We start from the raw sequence: 21071 nt of genomic DNA, 5'->3' as shown, positions 1-21071 counted from the left end.
ATTCAAGTAAGATTAATCTGACCGTCTTGATTTAAGCGAGCAATAATATGTGTTCTTTCGTTTCTAATCGTCTCTGTTACATTTCCAATTTTTAATATCGTACCTTCTCGAACTCTACCCAACTTTATTAATTGATCATGCGGAACAGCTACAACCGTCTTTGATCCGCTATTCGAACCTACTTCGTCAATTTCTATTCCCATTCTTCCATATACCTCTCCACCACGGACAACACCATGAACCTTTACTATCCCACCAGCGTGAATTTTTGTGTTAATTGAACCTTTGCCAATTATAGTTACATCCCCACTACAGTATAGACTACTATTAACTGTGTCTGATATAGTTATATATGAATTGGGTTCTACTGGAACTTCACTCTGATTCGATAATTCTTTCATATCCTGATACAAAGTTGCTAATCGATCCAAAGTTGTTATTTGATTGGATAATGTGATAAAAGTTTGATTGATGGTCTCACTAACTTTTATCCACTCACCTTCCTTTAAATAAATTTTACTTTTCTCCACAGTATCCTGATATTTCTTTGCAGAGATTAAGAAGTTTCTAAATCGCTTTTCCATCAAAATTTTAAGTAGTGGTTGTAAACCAGTAACAGAAAAGTCACTAGATTTAAATGCTGGGGATTTCATGAGTTGTTTCACTACGGCAATCATCTTTCCTAACTCAACAAGCATGTTACCTACCAAATGTCCTAACTCGACAATTAACATATTATTTTTCCCCGATTCTAGTTCTGAACCAAAAACATTCCCCTTTACAACAATTGATTTTGCAGTAGTTAGTTTGGCTGCACTAACAGATTTATGAATAAAGATGTCGCCCTCTGCTTCAACAAGCATATTTTCTTCTACTTCACCTAATACCTCTACATCGCCAATAAAGTGTATATTACCAGAAGTTAGGTTTACATTATCATAGTGTATCAATTTAGGTACAATAGCTGCCTTTACTAATTTGCCCCTTATTTCAATAGATGGTCTACCAGACTCCATTGCAACTAGCTTATTCTCTATCTCAATAATACCTTTTCCAGTACGAGCAATGAGCGGATTCGTTTGCCGAGCAGGCAGTGGCTCATTCGTAACTGTTATTCCTGGTTTTCCTGGGATAGGAGGATGAATCGTTGCAATAACGGTCCCTTTCTCAACTGTTGGAATTAATTTCGTTTCACGGAAATTCACTTTTCCAGACTCATCCTCCACCAATCCATTCATAGGATTGATATCAACGTTTAGTTCAATCCATCCATCTTTCCCCGCTACTGCGTTTTTTCCTGTTGCAGCTTCAAATCTTCCAGGAATCAATGTGTTTACAGATTTCATGATTTCACTATGATTAAACCCATAACTAACGCGTAAAGCGTCCAGTTTTTCTAATATTTCTTTGTATTGGAGTGTGTTAGAAAACACTTTAGTCTCTCTAACCTTTAATTCAATATGTTCATTCGGTTCAACATCCTGTACTTCTCGAATTATTTTATAACCTGGTTCTACATCTATGGTTGCATGAAGTTTATTATTATCAATGGATACATTCCACTTTGTTGGCTCTTCTTGAGGTTCCTCCAACTTTATCTCCAATAAATCTTTTTCAGTTATTACCGTGGAAGTTCCAGAAAAAACTTCCTCATTTTTTATAAGTTGAATTCCTTTACCTATCGTAACAGTTGAATAATGAGAAGGAGAATCCACTACGTATAACCTTTGATCCTTAACCCATGACTTTCCGACAAGGTCAGTTGATGAAACATGGTTATTTACTGGTGTTTCATTCATTACATCTTGTTTTTCAACCATAGCTGTAACAGTGTTCGCTAGATCTTCTAGGGATGTAGAATGACTTTGTACTTCGATATTCTTAGAAAGTTCATTTGTTACTGTCAAACGAACTACTGCTTGTTTTTTACCTATTCCTATAAAACCGTTGGTCTCTTGCGTAATAATTTCAATATCAACTTCTTTTTTGCTTACACCCAGTAAATTAAGCCCGATATGTATTGCATCTTCAACATTTTTCCCCTTAGAAATTATACTTTGCATTTTAATTTCACCCCTATGAATTAATTACTGGGGAAGTATAGCTCGCTACCTTCGTATCACCATTTTTCACTTTTAATAACACCATCGTAATATCGTCTTTTTGATCTAAACTCTCTGTAAATTCATCGATTGCATTTACAATAGAATCTTCTATCTCCTGTACTTCTGCGTAATAATTATCTAGGAGCGCTTCTCGTAACCGATCGATTTTATACATTTCTCCGTCTGGATTTTGCGCTTCGGTTATCCCATCCGTATAGAAGAATACAAGGTCTTCATCATTAAGAGAGAGCGTGTTATCTTGATAAGAAGTGTTTGGTAATCCTCCCAACATCACCCCTTTTATCTTTGGTGCTTCATTGATCTCCACTTCCGAGCATACTATTAATGGCAAATTATGCCCCGCACTAGCATAGGTTAAGGTTGCCTTGTTAGGATCCCAATCAGCACATAAAACTGTAACAAATGAACCAAGGATACGTAAGTCTGAATAAATAGCTTGATTCATTGCAGTTAGTGTTTCTCCAGGTCCTTGTGTACTCTCAGAAGCACTTCGAAACGCTCCGCGGGTTAGAATCATAAGCATTGCTGCTGGTATTCCTTTTCCCATTACATCCCCGATTACAATTCTCAGTTTCCCATTTGGTAGCATATAGAAGTCATAGTAATCTCCCCCAATTAACCTTGCTGGAATAGAAACACCCGAAATTTCACCATTTTCTACTTCTGGGTTTGGACCATTTAAAAGCTTCATTTGAATTTTCTGAGCTACTTTTATTTCTCTCTCTAGTGTTTTTTTTACTACCTCATTATTCTCATTATTCAGATATGAGAGCTCCCTCTTAAACATCGTTACGATTCCTCCTTTTGAAGAGTTTCCAAAATCTCAAACACACCTATTGTCCCAAGAACATCATTAATTTCTTGACGAACTGCTTCTAACTCTATAGAAAAACGTTTATCTTTTGCCTCATGTACTAAATTTATTATTGCTCCAATTCCAGTTGAATCAATAAACTCCAATGCTTCGAAATTAATGATAACCTTTTCTGTTCCTCTTTCAATCGACTTTATTTCCTCTATAAAAGAGTCCATCGTTGCATAATCCAATACCCCATCAACATAAATCGTACAAAAAAGTCCATCGATCTCTTTATAAACTTGTATCGTATCCTTCATTTTCTCACTCCCCTTCATTACTTGTTACATAACAATAGCTTCTTTTACGACATTGCTTTTAATATCATTTCGTTTATGATTATTCTCGGCATTCAGTACTAGAATTAACGTAGAACCGCTAGCTGACGTTTCTAATACTACCTGACTTGCCATTTTCATCATTAGAGTAAAGCCTTGTCCCAAAGATTCTTTTGTAGAGAATCCAGCCATTAAAGTAGTTTTTGGTAATATTTTAAGCGGGAATCCAGTCCCCTGATCTTCAACAATAATGTGAAAAGAGTCATTAAATTGATAGAAGCTAACTTTACCTCGAGTTGCATGTTTTAATACATTTGTCACCGCTTCTGAAATTACCAGATTATAGTTGAGGGTTGTAGCAGATGGTATTCCGTTTTGGTAAAAAAAAGATTTGGCCAGTTTTCTGGCAACGGATATATGTTTTCTTTCTGTAATATCTAATTCTCCTAGCAATACCCCTTTTCTATAGCGTGATACATCATCCTTATTAATTAATAAAAATTGACCATGTGTCGCGGCATAAATAACGTCACGATAAACCTCCCAGGCTGCTTCACATTCGTTTGTTTCTTTACTATTATCTTCATAATCCGATTGAATCTCGCTGAACACACGTGTTAGTGCATCTTTTTCTAAGTAAGATGAATGTACCGATTTTACTTCCTCTTCTATAACAGCATCTGATTCCACCCAATTTACTGCTGAATTTGCTAGAATCATAAGTTCTTTTACAATTCCATCTTCTAGTTCTTCAAATGATTCTGTTATAAAAGATAAGAAAAACAGTGCTTCACGTTCTGATTCATCTAAATTCAGGGTGGCTGCACATTTAGAGGCAATCCATCCTACTAATGCTCTTTTTTGTACACTCTTATATGAAGTTAAATGAGCTAGTTTTAATCCGTTAGTCTGTTCTTTGTCATTTGCTTTCTTTTTTGAATGATCTTTTAATATTTTTTGCAGAATGCTCTTCATATTAGTCCTCCTAATTTAGAAAATTCGAAATTATTAAGGTATAAAAATAGTCCACCAAAAAGTATGGTGGACGATGAATTCAATTGACAGCATCAAAACATTGAACTCCTATGTCATTCCAAGCCTTTTCGGTAACCCGGCTATCCTAGTCCTTAGACCTTAGACCCGTGGCTTTGCGTCCTAAATTTTCAAATAGTTTGCTATTATCGTAGGATGTCTACATTGATAATTAATAGTATTTTATGTAATGTTGTTTGATTTAATTTAGTAATTATCCTTGTTTAGACGTTGATATTTAATAATTAATCTATCTAACTCTTGACTGCGTTCCAATGTTTGTTGACTGTTAAAACCACTATACGCAGCAGTTTTTAACATGTTCTCTCTCTTTTGTCTGATCTGTTCTAGCAATAATTTCTTTTGCATTTTGTGTTCCCTTCTATCGATTAAACTGCGCTTATATGAGCACACATCTGTTGTAAATATAATAGTATATTATTAATTCTGTATTTGAAATAAGAATCTATTCTTATTATTAGTAGTACTATACTCTTATTTCTTTCTGGACAAAATAAAAAAGAGAACCAAAATTATTGGTTCCCTTGAATATTATTCCTTCGTAATCTTAAATCGATCCATTTCTTTCTGCATTTCAGAAGCATACGATTCCAGATCCGTTGCTAGGCTATTTAAATGCTCCATAGATGCCGTTTGTTCTTCAATCGAAGCTGATACTTCTTCGGTTCCTGCTGCTGTTTCCTGACTGATTGATGCATTATTAGTAGTATTTGTAGAAATAATCTTCTCTTGTTCTACCATATCCTTCATAACGTCCATTACCTTTTCAATAAGCGTATTGTTGGTTTGGATTGTTTTTGAAATACTATCAAATGCTTGATCAGTATTATTGACAGACTCTTCTTGTGATTGAATGACATCGTTTGTTGTGTTAATCATCGAAACGGTTCGTTTGGTATCCTGTTGCATTTCCGAGATTAATCCAGAAATATCTCCAAGCGCGTGCTCGGTTTGTTCGGCTAATTTTCGAACCTCATCCGCTACAACGGCAAACCCACGTCCACTTTCTCCAGCACGGGCTGCTTCAATTGCTGCATTTAGCGCCAATAGGTTCGTCTGATTCGCAACATCGGTTATTTTATCTACAATATTACCGATATTGGTAGAGCGTTCATCCAGATTATGGATAGCTTGTACCATTTCTTTCGTCATTTTACCAGTTTCTACAGATTGATCACGAAGTTCTCTAATAATCGTAGCACCTTGTTCAGAGGCATCCGTCATCAGCTTCGATTCCTTATAAATGTTTGTACTTTGTGCTTCAATCTGGTTAATCAACTGGGATAATTTACTTGCAGCTGCCGTGTTCTGCTCCATTAACTCCGATTGATCTGCAGCACCAGAAGCAATTTCTTCCATCGTCGTCGCCACTTCATTAGCAGAGGCCGTATTTTCTTCCGCACTCGCGACAAGTGTTTGGGATGCCTCAGATACACTATAGGAAATAGTAGCTACTTTTTGCATCATCTGACGCATTTGTTTCAACATATTCTCAAAGCTAGCGGAAAGCTGACCAATCTCATCTTGACGTTTAGTGTCAACTTCAGCTACTAGATTACCATTCTCTACTTCCTTCATCGTCTCTTGTAATTTTTGAATTGGTTTCGTTATCCGTCTCGTGATTCCAAGAGATGCTAAGATGGCTAGAATAAGAACGATAACGAGGCTAATCGCTATTGGTATAAGAATAACTTGGGCTTTTTCCTTAAATTCATCCACATAGACGGTTCCACCAATTGTCCATCCAGTTGTAGGGTTTTTCGCAAACCCCATCACCTTCTCGTCACCTTCAAATTGATATTGAACAATTCCTTTTTCACCACGACTCATGATCTCTTGGTAGTACGATTCTTGTGATGCATCTTTCCCTATATAATCGCTTTCTGGATGAGCAATGTAACTACCGCTATTATCATATAGAACAGCATAACCAGTTTCTCCAATAGTAATGTCATCTATCATGTCGAGTAGCGTGTTAATCGTTACATCAACACCAACCACTCCAGCTACCGTATCATTATGATAATATGCTTTTGCTGCCGTTACTACTGTTTCTCCTGTTGCAGAATCCGTATATGGTTCTGTCCATATGGTTTCTCCGTCTGCATTAACAGCATCTTGATACCAGTCCCTATCGGTAACTTGAAAATCATCACCGAGATCAATATTAGGATAGATAAGCATCCCACCCGTTTTGTCAAAACCTGTATATATATTTAAAATGGAATCATTGCTTTCTCCGGTTTCCAGTAAATATTGATTCAATTCTTCTTTATTTTCTGGGTCATAATCAGTTAAGATTTCTTTTAACGTGAAACGTTCTAATGTATTATCGATATTCTGAAAAAACATTTCAAAGGTATCGTCCATGCTAGTCATTTGGCTTTCCACATTATGTGTTAACTCATCTGTTGTTGTTTTGACACTAAAGTTATAGCTTACACCTGCTACAATGACACCTGCAAGAACAATAAGTACGATAAATGGTAACAGGATTTGATTTTGAATGGATCTGTTTAAAAATCCTAGCTTTCCAGTAGTCCTTCCATTTTGATTGTTACTCATCGTTGTCCTCCTAATTGGAAAGTCTTAATCAACTTTTTTCAAATAATATTCTAATCGGTTCGGTTTTCCGAAATAGTAGCCTTGAACAAATGGAACACCTATTTCTTTTGCTTTTGCGTTATCTTCTTTCGTCTCAATCCCTTCTAAAACAACAGGGATGTCCTTTCCAAATAATTGCAATAATAGTTGGATAAGTTTTTGCTTTTTTGGTGAGCTAGCTAAATTAGATGCATAGGTTCGATCAATTTTAACGATATCTGGATCTAATTCTAGTAATGTTTGAAAACTAGATTCACCGCCTCCGACATCATCTAAGGCGATCAAATACCCTTCCTTTTTTAAATCAGCTACAACCTTTTTTATTGCTGGTAAATCTTTTTCTTTTTCTGCTTCATTAATTTCAAATACAATCGAAGATGATTTAATCGACATCATGGATTGAAGTTCTTTTAGATGTTTGTGAAATGATGGATGAACTAATGTAGATGGAAAAATGTTAATAAATAGCAATGCGTCTTCTGAGTTAGGTATTTCCGTAAGCCTCATACAAGCTTCCTGGATGGAGCTCATATCTAACTCAAAGAGTAAATTCTTTTCTTTATAAGATTTAAAAAGTAATTCTGGATTCGTTATTTCATTGGAACGAAGTAATGCTTCATAACCATATATCTCATTCGTGGAAACGTTTAATATTGGTTGTACTGCATGATAAAAGTTCTTATTTTTATACAATAACGTATCTTCCGTTTGATCCATATCCTTACACCCATTTCGTCATCGATGATTTTCGTATTCCTGGCTTAGCACCAAGTCTTTAATGGCGAAACCCTTCATTTCATTATGGGATTTTTCCCATCTACCAAACAATATGTATAAATGATGGCTTGTTTCGGAAAACAAACCATCATTTTCTTTTACAACTTAAATTGACGTACTAATCCATTTAATTGTTCTGCGAGTTTTGCTAATTGCTCCGAGCTTCCAGCAACTTCTTCCATTGTGCTTGTTGTCTGTTGTGTAGAAGCTGACGTTTGCTCGACGCCTGCAGCAGATTCTTCGGAAATCGCTGCGATCTCTTCAATAGAAGAACTCATTTGCTGACTACTTGCTGCAATTTCAGACATGTTATTCGCTACTGAATTAATACTAGTTGCCATTCGATTTACGGCATTTGTAATCTTCTCAAATGTTTGGCCTGTTGTATCAATTTGACTAGATCCTTGTTCTACCTCTTTATATCCAGCCATTAAGGACTCTGTAACATTCGATGTTTCACTCTGGATACTAGTAACAATTCCTGTAATATCTGTAACAGATACAGAAACTTGTTCTGCTAGTTTACGAACCTCATCGGCTACAACGGCAAATCCTTTTCCATGTTCTCCTGCTCGTGCTGCTTCAATTGCTGCATTTAAAGCAAGAAGATTTGTTTGTTCGGCAACATCTTTAATAACTGTTACAAGGTCAGAGATTTGTTTGGATTGTTCATCAAGACCTTTAACCTTCTGAACAGCTTCTTGAACAATTTGATCAATTTTAGCCATTTGTTGTGTAGAGCTCTTCATTAACTGGCTGCCTTCGTTGGTCATTTCGAGTACATTAGCTGATTGTTTGTGAGCTTCGTCCCCTTCTTCATTTGCTTCTTGCACTTTTGTAGCAAATGAACTCATAACAGAGGACAATTCACTCGCACTATTTGCTTGTGTCTCTGATCCTGTTGCTAGTTCCTGCATTGTCGTTGCAACTTGCTCGGTACCAGCTTTTACTTCGTTGGCTGATTGGGTTAATTCCTCACTTTGACTTGTTACTGTCTCTGAAACCTCAGAAACCTGCTGAATGACATTACGCAGATTTTCACTCATTCGGTTTACCGATTCTCCCAACATACCAATTTCATCTTCCCCATTGTAGTCAATTTTTTCTACAGCAAGGTCTCCATCAGCAATCTTATTACTTACTTCTACTACTTTGTTTAAGTTGCGTGAAATCATGCGACTTACTAAAATAACTAATGCGATACCGATTGCTGCGGCTATGACAAACGATACCAATTGAATAAGTTGCGTAAATCCTTGACTTTCTTTCGCTGCAGTAACAGCGGCAGTTCGTTCATCGTTAACCAATTGTTGTAATTCGTTTAATAGTTCTACTGTTTCTGACCGTTTTTGATTTGCTCGAAATACAAATTTATTGGCTTGATTAGCATCGCTACTGTTTACAGTAGCCACTAGTTCATCAAAAATTTCATTTAATTCTATATCATTTTCTACTATTTGTCCAAACAGTTCTTGCAGTTCAGGCGTATCCATTCGATCACTTATTCTCTCTGTAAGTTCAATAAATGACGCTTCTCGATCTTCATATTCATTGATAATCACTGAGCTTGGTTCCCGTTGATAATCTAAAACGCGAATCCCTTTTGCTCGAGTTAACGATGCCATCTCCCCAATAATAATAGCTCTTTCTCCTCTTCTTTCAAGGGCTTCAATATTATCACCGACATCATCCATAAAGAACGATGAAATACCGGTTGAAATAGCAAATAATAATAATACAATGGTTAAGATCAGTCCATATTTACCGCCAATCTTTAAATTTCTATATTTTGAAACTTTTATTTTCGGCTTCTTTAGCTTTAGTTTTTTACCCACAAAAATTTTCCCCTCTTTGATGTTTAGCTATCTACAGTTTAAACTGACGTACTAATCCATTTAATTCCTCTGCTAGCTTTGCAAGCTGCTCTGAGCTTCCAGAAACTTCTTCCATCGCACTGCTTGTTTGTTGACTTGAAGCAGAAGTCTGTTCAATGCCAGCAGCTGATTCTTCAGAGATTGCGGCGATGTCTTCAATTTTTGAACTCATTTCCTGACTATTCGATGCAATCGTAGATAGATTAGATGAAGCTTCCTTAATGCTGTTGGCCATTTCGGTCACATACATCGTAATGCCACTAAATGTTTCACTTGTTGTTTGTAGAGATTTCTTCCCGCTCTCTACCTCTTGATAGCTTCCTCGTAAGGAGTTCGAAACATTATTTGATTCTGTTTGAATCCCTGTAACAATCGTTGTTATATCTGTTACAGATGATGATACTTGTTCTGCTAGTTTACGAACTTCATCCGCAACAACGGCAAATCCTTTTCCATGCTCCCCGGCACGAGCTGCTTCAATCGCAGCATTCAACGCTAATAGATTTGTTTGCTCTGCAACATCTTTAATCACAGTAACAAGGTTTGAAATTTGTTGCGATTGATCGTCAAGACCTTGTACTTTTTGGATTGCTTCTTTGACAATTTCATCTATCTTATTCATTTGATCGGTTGAGCTTGTCATTAGCTTACTACCTTCGTCTGTCATCGATAGGACATCACCTGAAGCTTTTTCAATAAGCGATCCATTATCATTCACTTTATCCACTAACTCGGTGAATGAACTCATCATCGATGCTAGTTCACTAGAACTATTTGCTTGTGTTTCTGAACCAGTGGAAAGCTCCTGCATGGTTGTTGCAACCTGTTCAGAACCAGATTTTACTTCGTTTGCTGATTGGTTTAGTTCTTCACTTTGTGTGCTTACTACTTCTGAAACAGAATTGATTTGGGTCAATAATTCTCGCATACTAGCATTCATTTCATTCGTAGCTGTAGCTAGCTGCCCAATTTCATCTTTTGATTTAATATCTAATGGTTGATTCCCTAAATTCCCAGAAGCAATTGATTTCATTCGTTCCATCAGGGTTTTGATTGGTTTTGTAATGATTCGTGCTGTGAAGATGGCTATCACAATTCCAATTACTATAATAATCCCGGATAGAATGAGTCCAGCAATTATGGTCGTTTCACCAGAAGCGATTACTTCACTTGCTCTATTATTAATAGACTCTTCCCTAGATGCAGCTAACCCCTGGAGGTCATCCATTAATTCCTCTGAAAGAGGCTGTACATCATTATTCATAATTTCTAAGGCGAGTTCTTTATCTCCTCGATCATAAGCTTTAAAAACCGCGTCTGTTATAGTGCCCCATTGAATTTTCTTTTCTATGAGAGCTTCGATTTCCGCAGAATCACTAAGCTCTAATATTTCATTCTCAAGAGCAATACTAGCATCCGTTTGTCCCTCGAATTTATCTCTGAAGCTTGGGTCATCATATAGTAAGTATCCACGTAATAAGGCAGTTCTCTCCGCCATATCAAACGCTAATTTTTCATCTGCAATAAGTAATGGTAATTCCTTATCTGCAATTTCTTTGGTATTAGAAACTGTGTCATTTACTGCTAGGAAGTTAAATGCGCCCATTAGTAGGGATAGAAGGATCACCAGTGAAAAACCAGCTAGTAATTTTGCTCGTACACTCTTAAGTTGAAATAGTTTTTTCATATTAAGCCACCTCTCGATTTCTTAATTGATTAATTCTAAAGTACTTTCCCAACCGATTCCTGAATTCTCTCCGGAGTAAATGGCTTAACAATAAAGTCTTTCGCTCCTGCTTGGATTGCTTCTACAACCATGCCTTGCTGTCCCATTGCAGAGCACATAATAATCTTCGCTTCTGGGTTGATTTTTTTAATTTCCTTCACCGCATCAACACCATTCATTTCTGGCATCGTAATATCCATTGTAACTAATTCAGGTTGTAGATCTTGGAACATTTCAACAGCTACTTGACCGTTTTCTGCTTCGCCTACTACTTCGTGCCCTTGTTTCGTTAAAATATCCTTTAATTGCATTCTCATAAATGCTGCGTCGTCCGTAATTAATACTTTTGCCATAATCCATTCCTCCTAAATTCTATTCTTCGATGACTTCTTTCACTTCATTTGTTTCTTCCAAATCTAAAATCCGCTCTAAATCTAGTAAAATTAATAACTCTTTATCTAAATTAGCCACACCATGTAAGTACGTTTCATGCACGCCACCGATCATTTTAGGTGCTGGTTCAATAGATTCTGTGTTGATGTCCAGTACATCTGTTGCGGAATCGACAATTAATCCAACTTGAACATCATCTACTTGAACTATTAAAATACGATTGTCATCTGTCGTTTCCGTTTTCGTAATTTGTAATCGTTCTTTTAAATCAATAATTGGAATCGTTTCCCCACGTAAATGGATAACACCTTTAATAAAATCAGAAGTTCTTGGTACTTCTGTAATCTTTTGTAACTTTTCAATCGAAACAACCTGTTGCACATTTACACCAAATCGCTGCTCTTTTAAAGTGAACACAATGACTTTCATAAAATCTTCCATTATTTTGCCTCCTTTACTTTACTAATGCATTTGGATCAATAATTAACGAAACCTCTCCATCGCCTAATATCGTAGCACCAGAGATGGCAAAAATATCACGTAAATAGTTACCTAGAGATTTTAATACGACTTCTTTTTGTCCTATAAAGGAATCAACAAGTAATCCAGCCATCTTATCGCCTTTATGAACGATTACGATAGAGTTTTCTTCCTTACTGTCCTCAGCTGTAGGCACATTGAAAATATCTCTTAGTGATACAAGTGGGATAACCTTCCCTCGGAAATCAATTACCTTCTGTCCTTGAACAAACATTACTTGCTTCTCTTCCAATAGCATCGTTTCTACAATAGCCGACAACGGAATTGCATACGTTTCTTGTTGTACATTTACAAGCAATGTCGTCAAAATAGATAATGTTAGTGGTAATTGAATAGAAAACTTACTTCCCTTACCAGGTTCTGATTCTACAATAATATTTCCACCTAAGGATTCAATTTTACTCCGGACAACATCAAGCCCTACACCACGACCAGAAATATCAGAAATCTGGTCAGCTGTACTGAAACCAGAGGAGAAGATCATCTGATAAATTTCTTCATCTGATAAAACTTCGGAATGCTCGGCACTTAGTAATCCATTTTCAATCGCTTTTGCTTCTACTTTTTCACGATTAATACCGCCACCATCATCTTCAATCTCAATAAAGACATGATTTCCACTATGGAATGCACGTAAGGAAACTTTACCTGTTTCAGACTTACCAACTTCTTTTCGTTTTTGTGGCGATTCAATTCCGTGGTCTAATGAGTTACGGATCAAGTGAACCAATGGATCCCCAATTTCATCGATAACTGTTCTATCTAATTCTGTATCTGCACCAGTAATCTCTAAATCAATTTCTTTTCCAAGTTCTTTGGTAATACCACGGACCATACGCGGGAAGCGATTAAACACTTGTTCAACCGGAACCATTCGCATCGATAGCATTAAGCCTTGCATATCTTCCGTTACTCTCGTCATATTCTCAATTGTTTCAATTAATTCTTGATCTTTTAGCTTCTGTCCCAAATCTTCTAAACGACTACGATCAATAACGACCTCTTCAAATAGATTCATTAAATTATCGATTCTTTCCAGATTTACACGAATTGTTTTGGATTGCTTCGGTGCTGATTGATTATTAGCTGGAGCTTCTTTAGTCGCAGCTACTTCGGATTTCGCTTTATTTGGATCTTCGTCTTCTTGCGCTTTAGGTTGTTCCTGCTCTTTATCTTTAACCTTTAAATCTGATACATCGACACGATTGATTTCAGATACCGAATGAATTAGCTTTTCAAGATCCTCTTTTGATTCCTTCGTAAGCATTAATAAGGAGAATTCCTGTTCAAAGTTTCCATCCTCTATATCTTCAACGACAGGTACCGTTTGAATAAGGTCGCCTTTATCTTCCAGTTTTTCAAAAACCATATAGGCACGAGCTGCTTTTAAAATACAGTCATCATTCAAACGAACGTTAATATGTAGTGCTTCAAACCCTTGTTCTTTTGCTTGAGCGATGACCGTCGCTTGGTACTCGTCTAGCTCAAATTCAATACTAGATTGACTTTCACTTGTAGAAGATGATTCCTGTGAAACGGGAGCAGATCCCCCATTTTCCAATTGTTCTAATTTGCTTACCAGATCAGAAACATCCTTCTTTCCATCATTGCCTTCACTAATTGACGCTACCATTTCTTCCAATGCTTCTACTGCGGCGAAGGTAATATCAACAACATCTGTAGATACGTGTAATTCTTCATTTCTGATTTTATCAAGGACATTCTCCATTTGATGTGTTAATGATGCTACATCTTCAAACCCCATCGTTGCGGCCATCCCTTTTAACGTGTGTGCAGAACGAAAAATTTCAGAAACAATACTTAAATCCTCTGGTTGTTTTTCTAGCTTTAATAAATTGTCATTCACTGCTTGTAAATGCTCACGACTCTCATCTAAAAAAACCTCAATATATTGATTAGTATCCATCTTATACTCCCCTTCTATTAATCTACTAATAGGTAAATATCAAGTTCTCCAACTGATTCAAATGCAGCTGTTAAATGGATTGCTTTTTCATATCCTGATAGCGACGTGCTACCTTCCATTATGGTTGGAGCTGTGATATCTGTTTTAATTCCGCTTTCAATGATATTCGTCGAAAGTCCTCCTGCAATCATATTTCCTAGTTCTCCACTAAACGATGAGAGCATCTCCCCTTCTAACGGCATTCCAAACATCGCTTCTCCAATTCCACCAAAAACTTTTGTATCTCCGGTTAATACCAGCTTTCCTCTTAGGTCACCTGTAATCCCAATGAGAACACCGAATTGTACTTTTAAAGCGTTCTGTAGTAGTTGTGGACCATTTACCTCGTGCTGAATTGGAACAACATTCTTTATCGATGCAATGGTACCATTTAACAATGTAGTGATCGACTTACTTTTTTCATTTGCTATTGTCACGATGACCCACTCCTTTTTATCTATACTAACGTTATATTTCTGTTATAAAAAATAGCTATTCCGATGAATAACAGAATAGCCAAGAATTAAATCCAACTTGGTAGTCAGGCGATCTTAGTCTCTAGGACTTTAGACCCTAAACTTTGCGTCCTATCTTTTCAAATAGTTTGCCTTTTTTGTCGGGTTAGATACTATTATAGTTCTTTTATACTATCCCAATCCTATAATATTCCAATACCTAAATCAATGCTTTACGGATGATTGAAAAAAATAATTGTTTTTAGAAATTTATGTGTATTATCGTAAAAGAACTAAATATTAGTACAGAATTATCTAAAATTAATTCTCTGATGTTTCTTCTTTCTCTAACGCTTCTTTAATCTTATAATTTGGTAAGATTAACACTTCTACCCTTCTGTTCTTCAGGCGATTCTCATCTGATGTATTCGGAACAAGCGGTTTATGCTGCCCAAAACCTTTCGCACTGAATTTAGTCGGGTCTAGGTGATCATTATCGAGAATTAAGCTCATAAAATTGACTGCCCGCATCACACTCAGCTCCCAATTTGATCCAAACTGTCTGTTATTCATTGGAATATCATCCGTATGACCACTAATAACAATTTGGCGAGGTGGATCCGTATCAAGGAAATTTGAAATCTCAGACGCAATCTCTCTTCCTTCACCACTTACCGTTGCACTTCCCGGGTCAAAGGAGACATCATTCATAATTGATACTAATAATCCTTCATCTGAAAGCTGAGTCCCTAATACATCCCCTAAGTTATTTTCTTCAATATATTCATTAATTTGTTGCTGAATCTCTTTCATCGATAACATTTCATTTGTTTCTTGTTCTTCACTCACTTGATCTTCATTGGCTTCATTATCCAATTCAACAGGCGCTTCCTCTTCTTCAAAAATCCCTTCGCCATCCCCAAATTCACTATTAAATACTTGAGCAAGTTTTTGGTATTTTTGTGTATCTACTTCACTCATCGCGAACAATACAATGAATAAGGCGAGAAGAAGAGTTAACATATCCGAGTAGGGGAGTAGCCAGGATTCATCAACATGGCTGTCTCCTTTTTTCTTCTTCTTTTTACTCATTCTCTCCCTCCTGTTCAAAGGATTCTTTTTCTTTTGTTGAAAGGTAAGAGCTTAGCTTGTCCTTTACGATTTGTGGCGAATCTCCATTTGTAATCGAAACAATTCCTTCAATCATAATTTCTTTCACTTGTACTTCTTGCTGCGATTTCTTTTTCAATTTATTTGCAAATGGGTGCCATAAAACATACCCCGTAAAAATACCGTATAATGTTGCAATAAATGCAGCTGAAATAGCAGCACCTAATTTATCCATGTCTTCCATATGTCCTAGTGCTGCAATTAGACCAACTACAGCTCCTAATACTCCCAGGGTTGGTGCATATGTACCTGCTTGAGTGAATACAGCAGAACCTTCCTGGTGTCTTGTTTCCATGGCATCGACCTTTTCCATCATTACTTCTCGTATAAAGTCAGGTGTTTGTCCATCTACTGCTAACTGTAATCCCGATTTTAGAAAAGCATCATCTACTTCACCGATTTGTTTTTCTAGCATCAGAATTCCCTCTTTACGAGTTTGATCTGCCATATCTGCAAACATATCAATAAGCTCTTTTACATCAGATTGTTTTTCTTCCTTAAATAACACCTTGAACCATGCTGGAATATTTTTTAGTGTACTCATTGGAAAGGCAATACTTACGGATGCTGCAGTTCCAACAAGGATAATTAAAATTGCTGGCCCATTGAATAAAGCATCAACGGGAACCCCTTTGAGCACCATCCCCACTCCAATTGCGAAAAATCCAAGAAATAATCCTATAATTGATGACTTATCCATTTGTTCTACCTCCAAAAATTCTATTCAAAAACGCTTCTATGAATCTTTTATGTTGACCCAATTGTTTTTTACAGCAAGAATCGCAGCACTGGTCCGATCAGAAACATGTAGCTTCTTTAATATTGAACTAACATGATTATTTACTGTTCTCGTTGAAATATAGAGATTTTCAGCAATGCTACAATTTTTGTTCCCTTTCACGATTTCTTCTAAGATGTTCCACTCCTGCTGCGTTAAAACACCATTCGGACGTGTTGGTTTGCTATTCGTGACCTTTATATATTCATTTAATAATATAGATGATAGCTGTGGATGAATATATTGCTGACCATTTAGCATTGTCTTAATGGCGAATACAAGCTCACTTGTTTCCATGCCATTATAGAAATAACCATGCAATCCAAGTTTAAATAAATCGATTAAAAGGTTATTCTCTATATCGGCAGACCAAACAGCAATCTTAACGTTTTTGTCGAAATTCCGCGAAATTATTTTACTCACATCTACATTTGCTTCAACATCAATAATCAATAGATCATTCGAGGTCAGTTCCAGTGCTTCTATCTCTTCTTCTGAAGTAATAGCAGATATGACATATTCAGGAAGTTTCGCCTGTAGTACACTCATAATCCCTTCTCGAATTAGATCATTTTCTTTAACTAATACAATTTCACTCAAATTTAATCGCTCCCGTTCTAAATCTACCTTCTCATTAAAAAAGCTATTCTCTTTTTGAGAATAGCCAACGTTAGATTTATGAAATCTATCTTGGCAACCAGGCGATCATAGTCAACTAGACCTTAGACCCATAGCTTTGCGTCCTACCTTTTCAAGTAGTTTGCCATCATTATAGTGTTTGTTCAAAAAGGAGGATAAAAAGGACCGAGAAGTTCAAGGCAGCGTAGCTTTGAGTAGCGGAATGTATGCTTTTAAATACATGAGCAACGGAAAAGCAAGCTAACGAAGAAATTCGATGTGTCATTTTTACCGGACTTTTTGAACAGCCTCTTATAGAAGGGTATAGTAGTAATTACTTATTACTTTTGTAATGTTATAGTAACTTTATCATGTTTTCAATAGAAAGATAGTCAAATGAAAAAAGTACCAGTTTTGGGATAGTTTTGTGAAGTATAACTTTGGTAAAGATTCTAATTATTGTCTTTATAGAAGGGACAGGGGGACAGGGTTGTTGTCCCAGGGGTCAAGTTTATGTGACCTCAATAACGTTTTGGGTTAAATGAGGTTAAATGAGCTGGTGATTGCTCTTCAGCTATATGCCAATTTCCACAAAAAGATCCCCAGAATAGGTAATAATCAAACTTAGCCTTCATTTAGACATGACCTTTATATGTTCTTTCATTTAGTTTATATAACAAAACGAATATTATTGTAACAATACGTAGCAACTTATAGGGGTACCTTTGAAATTTCTTTTATATGGATAGAGTTTCAATATTCGGAAGTTTAGGTATCTCTGAATTTATCGTCGTCATTGAGAAGGAAACACACGGAATATGAGATGAGTTAATTGCTGATCTTCAGTATACATTTTATATAAAAGATACTGACCTTCTTTCAATTCATACTGCTCGAGATATTTCTGAATCGGATCGATTAACCAATATTCTGGTATTTCGTAATATGCGTAGCTAGATAATTCCCCCATCCTTTCTTGTTTAACGGATGAAGGTGACAAAATCTCAACCCTGAAATTTCATTAGTAGAAACGATCGACTTGGGACAATGTTCCTGTCCCCATGTACCGGAGCAACATCAAAAAATCCCACTGTTTTTATCCAGCGGGACTTAAAATGAATTCTATCTTAGTAACTGCAAGACGCCTTGCGGAAGTTGATTGGATTGCGCTAGCATGGCTTGGGCTGCCTGTACGATAATATTTCCTTTTGTAAAATCCATCATCTCTGCCGCCATCTCAGCGTCACGTACACGTGATTCTGCAGCCGTAAGATTCTCTGAGCTAATTTGTGTTACATTAAATGAGTGCTCTAATCTGTTTTGAATGGCACCATAACGTGACCTTTCATTTGAAACCATTTGAATAGCACGATCCATACTAGTAATTGCATCTTCTGCCCGATTCACCATATCAACCGCATGTATTCTTAGATTCGTAGTATGTACATTACTTCTCTTCACTTGTAATGACTGATCTGTATTTGCACCTAATTGTATTGTTAATGGATCTTGATTAGACGTTGCATGATTAACACGGTATATTTTTTGTTGGACAAGACGCACATATGCAGCTGATGTTGTAGTTGCTGCATCCCCAGAAGTGTTCGGCCAAATTTCATTGAAATAAGAAAGTGGATCGTCAGTTGGACTACTTGAATCAGCAACTACAGTAATATCTGTCTTCACAGAGCCTCCATCTGCATCAAGACCACCAATAGCTCCAGTATCCTCATTGGTTAGATCAATATGATCATTGATATACTGCACTCCATTAGCTTTATAGTCACTAATAAAATCCGTCAATCCACCTGCGTAACTCCCATTACTAATGTTTTTAAGAGCATCATCTAAAATTGCATCCAAGTTATTATTTAAATATTGCATAACATCTTTAATTCCCGAACCACCGGCTTCTTTGATTCGATCATGGAGATAGCGAACGGCTACATAACCAGTAGAGTAATCAATACTTTGTTGTCCCCAGGAGGCATCTGTTCCGTCTCCAATACTATCTATGATGGATTGCTTACCATCCCAATAAATATCTGCTTCCAATCGCTCGTCCCCACCATGGATAAACTCTGCCGCACCTTCTTTGAACCATTTTGGCATAGCAGCAAAGTTCATGCTACGGGCCATAATCGCATGGGTCATTTCGTGTGCGACAACCCGGTCATTCTCAATGAAAGTATTTTCGTCAAAAAAAGCATCTTTATTCATATGTAATTCAACACTTTCACCTTTACCATCTGCTCCAATGTAATAGCTAACATAAGCAAGGGTTCCTCCATCCATCGTGTCATCGATATAGATCGCAATGTCAGCATCATCTGCAGTAATACCAAAATAATTTTCAACCATTTTTTCCGATTCCTGAAGCATATACTCTTTCAAAGAATCAATTATTTCCTGTTCTTCCGTAGTAGTTATTGTATCTGCTGTTAATGGGGGAATCGCACCACCTGTAGTTGTTCCACCTCCATCAACTGAAACGGGGGTTGAGGATCCGTTTCCTAAAAGATTCTTTCCATTGAACTCTGTATTACCTGCTATATTATCTATTTCGTTTAAAATTTGAGATACTTCTGCTTGAATTGCTTCTCGATCGCCTTCTGTTAATGTTCCATTAGCTGCTTGAACACCTAACTCTCGACCACGTTGTAATAAAGCATGAACTTCATTTAATCCGCCTTCAGCTGTCTGAACCAAAGAAATAGCATCTTGAATATTTCGAGATGCTTGTTTCAACCCACGAATTTGCGCTCGCATCTTTTCCGAAATCGAAAGTCCAGCAGCATCATCTGCTGCTTGGTTAATTCGCATGCCAGAGGATAGATTTTGCAGTGCTTTTGATACAGTTTGATTATTCTTCGATAGTTGATTAGTAGTTTTTAGTGAAGGTATGTTGTGATTTATTATCATGCCGTTTTCTCCTGTAGACTATGAAACTTTTTTCGTAGTTAGTAATCGTTTATTTTAGTTATCGGCGTAAAAACAAAACATTAAAGCATAATTACATAACAATATATTAGGTATTGTGCATACTTACTAAAAACCACCCATTTAACAAATTCTCCCTATTATAATCAAACCTCTCATGATCCTCGTATCGAACTACTATTCCACCTGCTCCTTCTACAATTGCTTGTCCAGCCGCAGTATCCCATTCCATAGTTGGCGCATAACGTGGATAGTAGTCAGCTTTTCCTTCTGCAACTAAGCAAAATTTTAATGAACTTCCAGATGATACAACCTCAATATTTCCATGTTTCACTTCCAATTCCCGAATAAATGCTTTTGTTTCATCTGTCATATGAGACCGACTAGCAACTACACGAGTGGCTCTGTCGTTTCCAATTATCGGTATTCGGTGGCTTTTCTCCATTAATTCGTCTTCTGTAGTAATTCCTGCAATAGATGCACCCTCTATTTTAAATGAACCATAATCAATCCCACCAAAATAGAAAACATCTAGGGCAGGTGCGTAGATTACACCTAGTCTAGGGTATTTCCCGTCAACTAAAGCAATATTCACCGTAAACTCACCATTTTTCTTGATAAACTCTTTTGTTCCATCCAATGGATCAACTAACCAAAATCTACTCCATTTTTCACGTTCGTTAAACGGTATTTCAACCCCCTCCTCACTAAGGATAGGAATTGCGGGGTCTATTTTCTCTAGTCCTTTCATGATTGAAGCATGCGCTTTTTTATCTGCTTGCGTTAAAGGCGAATGATCTCCTTTTGTAAATACTTCGAATTCCTCTGCGTAAACTTCCAGTATTTTTTTTCCTGCATCCATTGTCACCTTAAATAAATCAATTAAACTGATTTTATTCATGTGTTAAACCACCTTC

The 21071-nt window shown here is 36.7% G+C and carries 19 protein-coding genes and 3 riboswitches; all 19 genes read right to left on the bottom strand.

What is annotated here, in order from left to right:
* Positions 1-2 precede the first annotated feature (2 nt).
* The 19 genes from BMX40_RS07305 to cysQ all read right to left on the bottom strand — a co-directional run bounded on the left by BMX40_RS07305 (position 3) and on the right by cysQ (position 21055).
* Positions 3-2063, bottom strand: a complete 2061-nt coding sequence (locus BMX40_RS07305; RefSeq protein ID WP_090868355.1) for a flagellar assembly protein A — start codon at positions 2061-2063, stop codon at positions 3-5.
* Positions 2064-2076: 13 nt separating this feature from the next.
* Positions 2077-2913: a PP2C family protein-serine/threonine phosphatase gene (locus BMX40_RS07300; protein WP_090868353.1), complete on the bottom strand. Its 837-nt coding sequence runs from the start codon at positions 2911-2913 to the stop codon at positions 2077-2079.
* Positions 2914-2915: 2 nt separating this feature from the next.
* Complete coding sequence (locus tag BMX40_RS07295) at positions 2916-3242, bottom strand: STAS domain-containing protein (RefSeq protein ID WP_090868351.1); 327 nt, start codon at positions 3240-3242, stop codon at positions 2916-2918.
* 24 nt (positions 3243-3266) lie between these two features.
* Entirely contained in the window at positions 3267-4235 is a 969-nt protein-coding gene (locus BMX40_RS07290; protein ID WP_090868349.1) for an ATP-binding protein, read from the bottom strand.
* 127 nt (positions 4236-4362) lie between these two features.
* Positions 4363-4447: riboswitch (cyclic di-GMP riboswitch) on the bottom strand.
* 52 nt (positions 4448-4499) lie between these two features.
* Positions 4500-4646 (bottom strand): aspartyl-phosphate phosphatase Spo0E family protein, encoded by a 147-nt coding sequence (locus BMX40_RS07285; protein WP_170840701.1) that lies wholly within the window; start codon positions 4644-4646, stop codon positions 4500-4502.
* A 198-nt stretch (positions 4647-4844) separates the two neighbouring features.
* The gene (locus BMX40_RS07280; RefSeq protein ID WP_090868346.1) at positions 4845-6878 is read right to left on the bottom strand and encodes a methyl-accepting chemotaxis protein; all 2034 of its coding nucleotides are present in this window, start codon (positions 6876-6878) and stop codon (positions 4845-4847) included.
* Positions 6879-6902: 24 nt separating this feature from the next.
* Positions 6903-7634: an EAL domain-containing protein gene (locus tag BMX40_RS07275; protein ID WP_090868344.1), complete on the bottom strand. Its 732-nt coding sequence runs from the start codon at positions 7632-7634 to the stop codon at positions 6903-6905.
* 158 nt (positions 7635-7792) lie between these two features.
* On the bottom strand, positions 7793-9529 hold the full coding sequence (locus tag BMX40_RS07270; RefSeq protein ID WP_244513414.1) for a methyl-accepting chemotaxis protein: 1737 nt from the start codon (positions 9527-9529) through the stop codon (positions 7793-7795).
* 31 nt (positions 9530-9560) lie between these two features.
* Entirely contained in the window at positions 9561-11255 is a 1695-nt protein-coding gene (locus BMX40_RS07265) for a methyl-accepting chemotaxis protein (protein ID WP_090868342.1), read from the bottom strand.
* A gap of 35 nt (positions 11256-11290) precedes the next feature.
* Complete coding sequence (locus BMX40_RS07260; protein WP_090868340.1) at positions 11291-11647, bottom strand: response regulator; 357 nt, start codon at positions 11645-11647, stop codon at positions 11291-11293.
* A 19-nt stretch (positions 11648-11666) separates the two neighbouring features.
* Complete coding sequence (locus BMX40_RS07255; RefSeq protein WP_090868337.1) at positions 11667-12128, bottom strand: chemotaxis protein CheW; 462 nt, start codon at positions 12126-12128, stop codon at positions 11667-11669.
* Positions 12129-12141: 13 nt separating this feature from the next.
* Positions 12142-14154 carry a chemotaxis protein CheA gene (locus tag BMX40_RS07250; protein ID WP_090868335.1) on the bottom strand — a complete coding sequence of 671 codons (2013 nt, stop codon included), beginning with the start codon at positions 14152-14154 and terminating at the stop codon, positions 12142-12144.
* 17 nt (positions 14155-14171) lie between these two features.
* Positions 14172-14630 carry a chemotaxis protein CheX gene (locus BMX40_RS07245; RefSeq protein ID WP_090868333.1) on the bottom strand — a complete coding sequence of 153 codons (459 nt, stop codon included), beginning with the start codon at positions 14628-14630 and terminating at the stop codon, positions 14172-14174.
* Between the two features lie 96 nt (positions 14631-14726).
* Positions 14727-14812: riboswitch (cyclic di-GMP riboswitch) on the bottom strand.
* A 157-nt stretch (positions 14813-14969) separates the two neighbouring features.
* The gene (gene motB, locus BMX40_RS07240) at positions 14970-15740 is read right to left on the bottom strand and encodes a flagellar motor protein MotB (RefSeq protein ID WP_090868331.1); all 771 of its coding nucleotides are present in this window, start codon (positions 15738-15740) and stop codon (positions 14970-14972) included.
* Positions 15733-16518 carry a flagellar motor stator protein MotA gene (gene motA, locus BMX40_RS07235; protein WP_090868329.1) on the bottom strand — a complete coding sequence of 262 codons (786 nt, stop codon included), beginning with the start codon at positions 16516-16518 and terminating at the stop codon, positions 15733-15735. The genes motB and motA overlap by 8 nt, the downstream gene beginning before the upstream one ends.
* A gap of 36 nt (positions 16519-16554) precedes the next feature.
* Entirely contained in the window at positions 16555-17196 is a 642-nt protein-coding gene (locus BMX40_RS07230; protein ID WP_090868328.1) for a response regulator transcription factor, read from the bottom strand.
* 89 nt (positions 17197-17285) lie between these two features.
* Positions 17286-17371, bottom strand: a riboswitch (cyclic di-GMP riboswitch).
* A gap of 636 nt (positions 17372-18007) precedes the next feature.
* A complete protein-coding gene (locus BMX40_RS07225) occupies positions 18008-18214 on the bottom strand; it encodes a Uma2 family endonuclease (RefSeq protein WP_090868326.1) in 207 nt (68 codons plus the stop codon).
* 122 nt (positions 18215-18336) lie between these two features.
* Positions 18337-20136, bottom strand: a complete 1800-nt coding sequence (locus BMX40_RS07220) for a flagellinolysin (RefSeq protein ID WP_170840699.1) — start codon at positions 20134-20136, stop codon at positions 18337-18339.
* Positions 20137-20242: 106 nt separating this feature from the next.
* On the bottom strand, positions 20243-21055 hold the full coding sequence (gene cysQ, locus BMX40_RS07210; RefSeq protein ID WP_090868324.1) for a 3'(2'),5'-bisphosphate nucleotidase CysQ: 813 nt from the start codon (positions 21053-21055) through the stop codon (positions 20243-20245).
* Positions 21056-21071: the final 16 nt, after the last annotated feature.

Source organism: Oceanobacillus limi (assembly GCF_900111445.1).
Taxonomy (GTDB): domain Bacteria; phylum Bacillota; class Bacilli; order Bacillales; family Amphibacillaceae; genus Ornithinibacillus; species Ornithinibacillus limi.
This window is presented reverse-complemented; position numbering and strand designations above follow the sequence as displayed.

Excerpts from the sequence above, each read along its gene's own strand:
- BMX40_RS07300 (WP_090868353.1), bottom strand. The coding sequence starts at position 2,913 with ATGTTTAAGAGGGAGCTCTCATATCTGAATAATGAGAATAATGAGGTA.
- BMX40_RS07305 (WP_090868355.1), bottom strand. The coding sequence starts at position 2,063 with ATGCAAAGTATAATTTCTAAGGGGAAAAATGTTGAAGATGCAATACAT.
- BMX40_RS07280 (WP_090868346.1), bottom strand. The coding sequence starts at position 6,878 with ATGAGTAACAATCAAAATGGAAGGACTACTGGAAAGCTAGGATTTTTA.
- cysQ (WP_090868324.1), bottom strand. The coding sequence starts at position 21,055 with ATGAATAAAATCAGTTTAATTGATTTATTTAAGGTGACAATGGATGCA.
- BMX40_RS07275 (WP_090868344.1), bottom strand. The coding sequence starts at position 7,634 with ATGGATCAAACGGAAGATACGTTATTGTATAAAAATAAGAACTTTTAT.
- BMX40_RS07290 (WP_090868349.1), bottom strand. The coding sequence starts at position 4,235 with ATGAAGAGCATTCTGCAAAAAATATTAAAAGATCATTCAAAAAAGAAA.
- BMX40_RS07260 (WP_090868340.1), bottom strand. The coding sequence starts at position 11,647 with ATGGCAAAAGTATTAATTACGGACGACGCAGCATTTATGAGAATGCAA.
- BMX40_RS07265 (WP_090868342.1), bottom strand. The coding sequence starts at position 11,255 with ATGAAAAAACTATTTCAACTTAAGAGTGTACGAGCAAAATTACTAGCT.
- BMX40_RS07255 (WP_090868337.1), bottom strand. The coding sequence starts at position 12,128 with ATGGAAGATTTTATGAAAGTCATTGTGTTCACTTTAAAAGAGCAGCGA.
- BMX40_RS07295 (WP_090868351.1), bottom strand. The coding sequence starts at position 3,242 with ATGAAGGATACGATACAAGTTTATAAAGAGATCGATGGACTTTTTTGT.
- motB (WP_090868331.1), bottom strand. The coding sequence starts at position 15,740 with ATGAGTAAAAAGAAGAAGAAAAAAGGAGACAGCCATGTTGATGAATCC.
- motA (WP_090868329.1), bottom strand. The coding sequence starts at position 16,518 with ATGGATAAGTCATCAATTATAGGATTATTTCTTGGATTTTTCGCAATT.
- BMX40_RS07220 (WP_170840699.1), bottom strand. The coding sequence starts at position 20,136 with ATGATAATAAATCACAACATACCTTCACTAAAAACTACTAATCAACTA.
- BMX40_RS07250 (WP_090868335.1), bottom strand. The coding sequence starts at position 14,154 with ATGGATACTAATCAATATATTGAGGTTTTTTTAGATGAGAGTCGTGAG.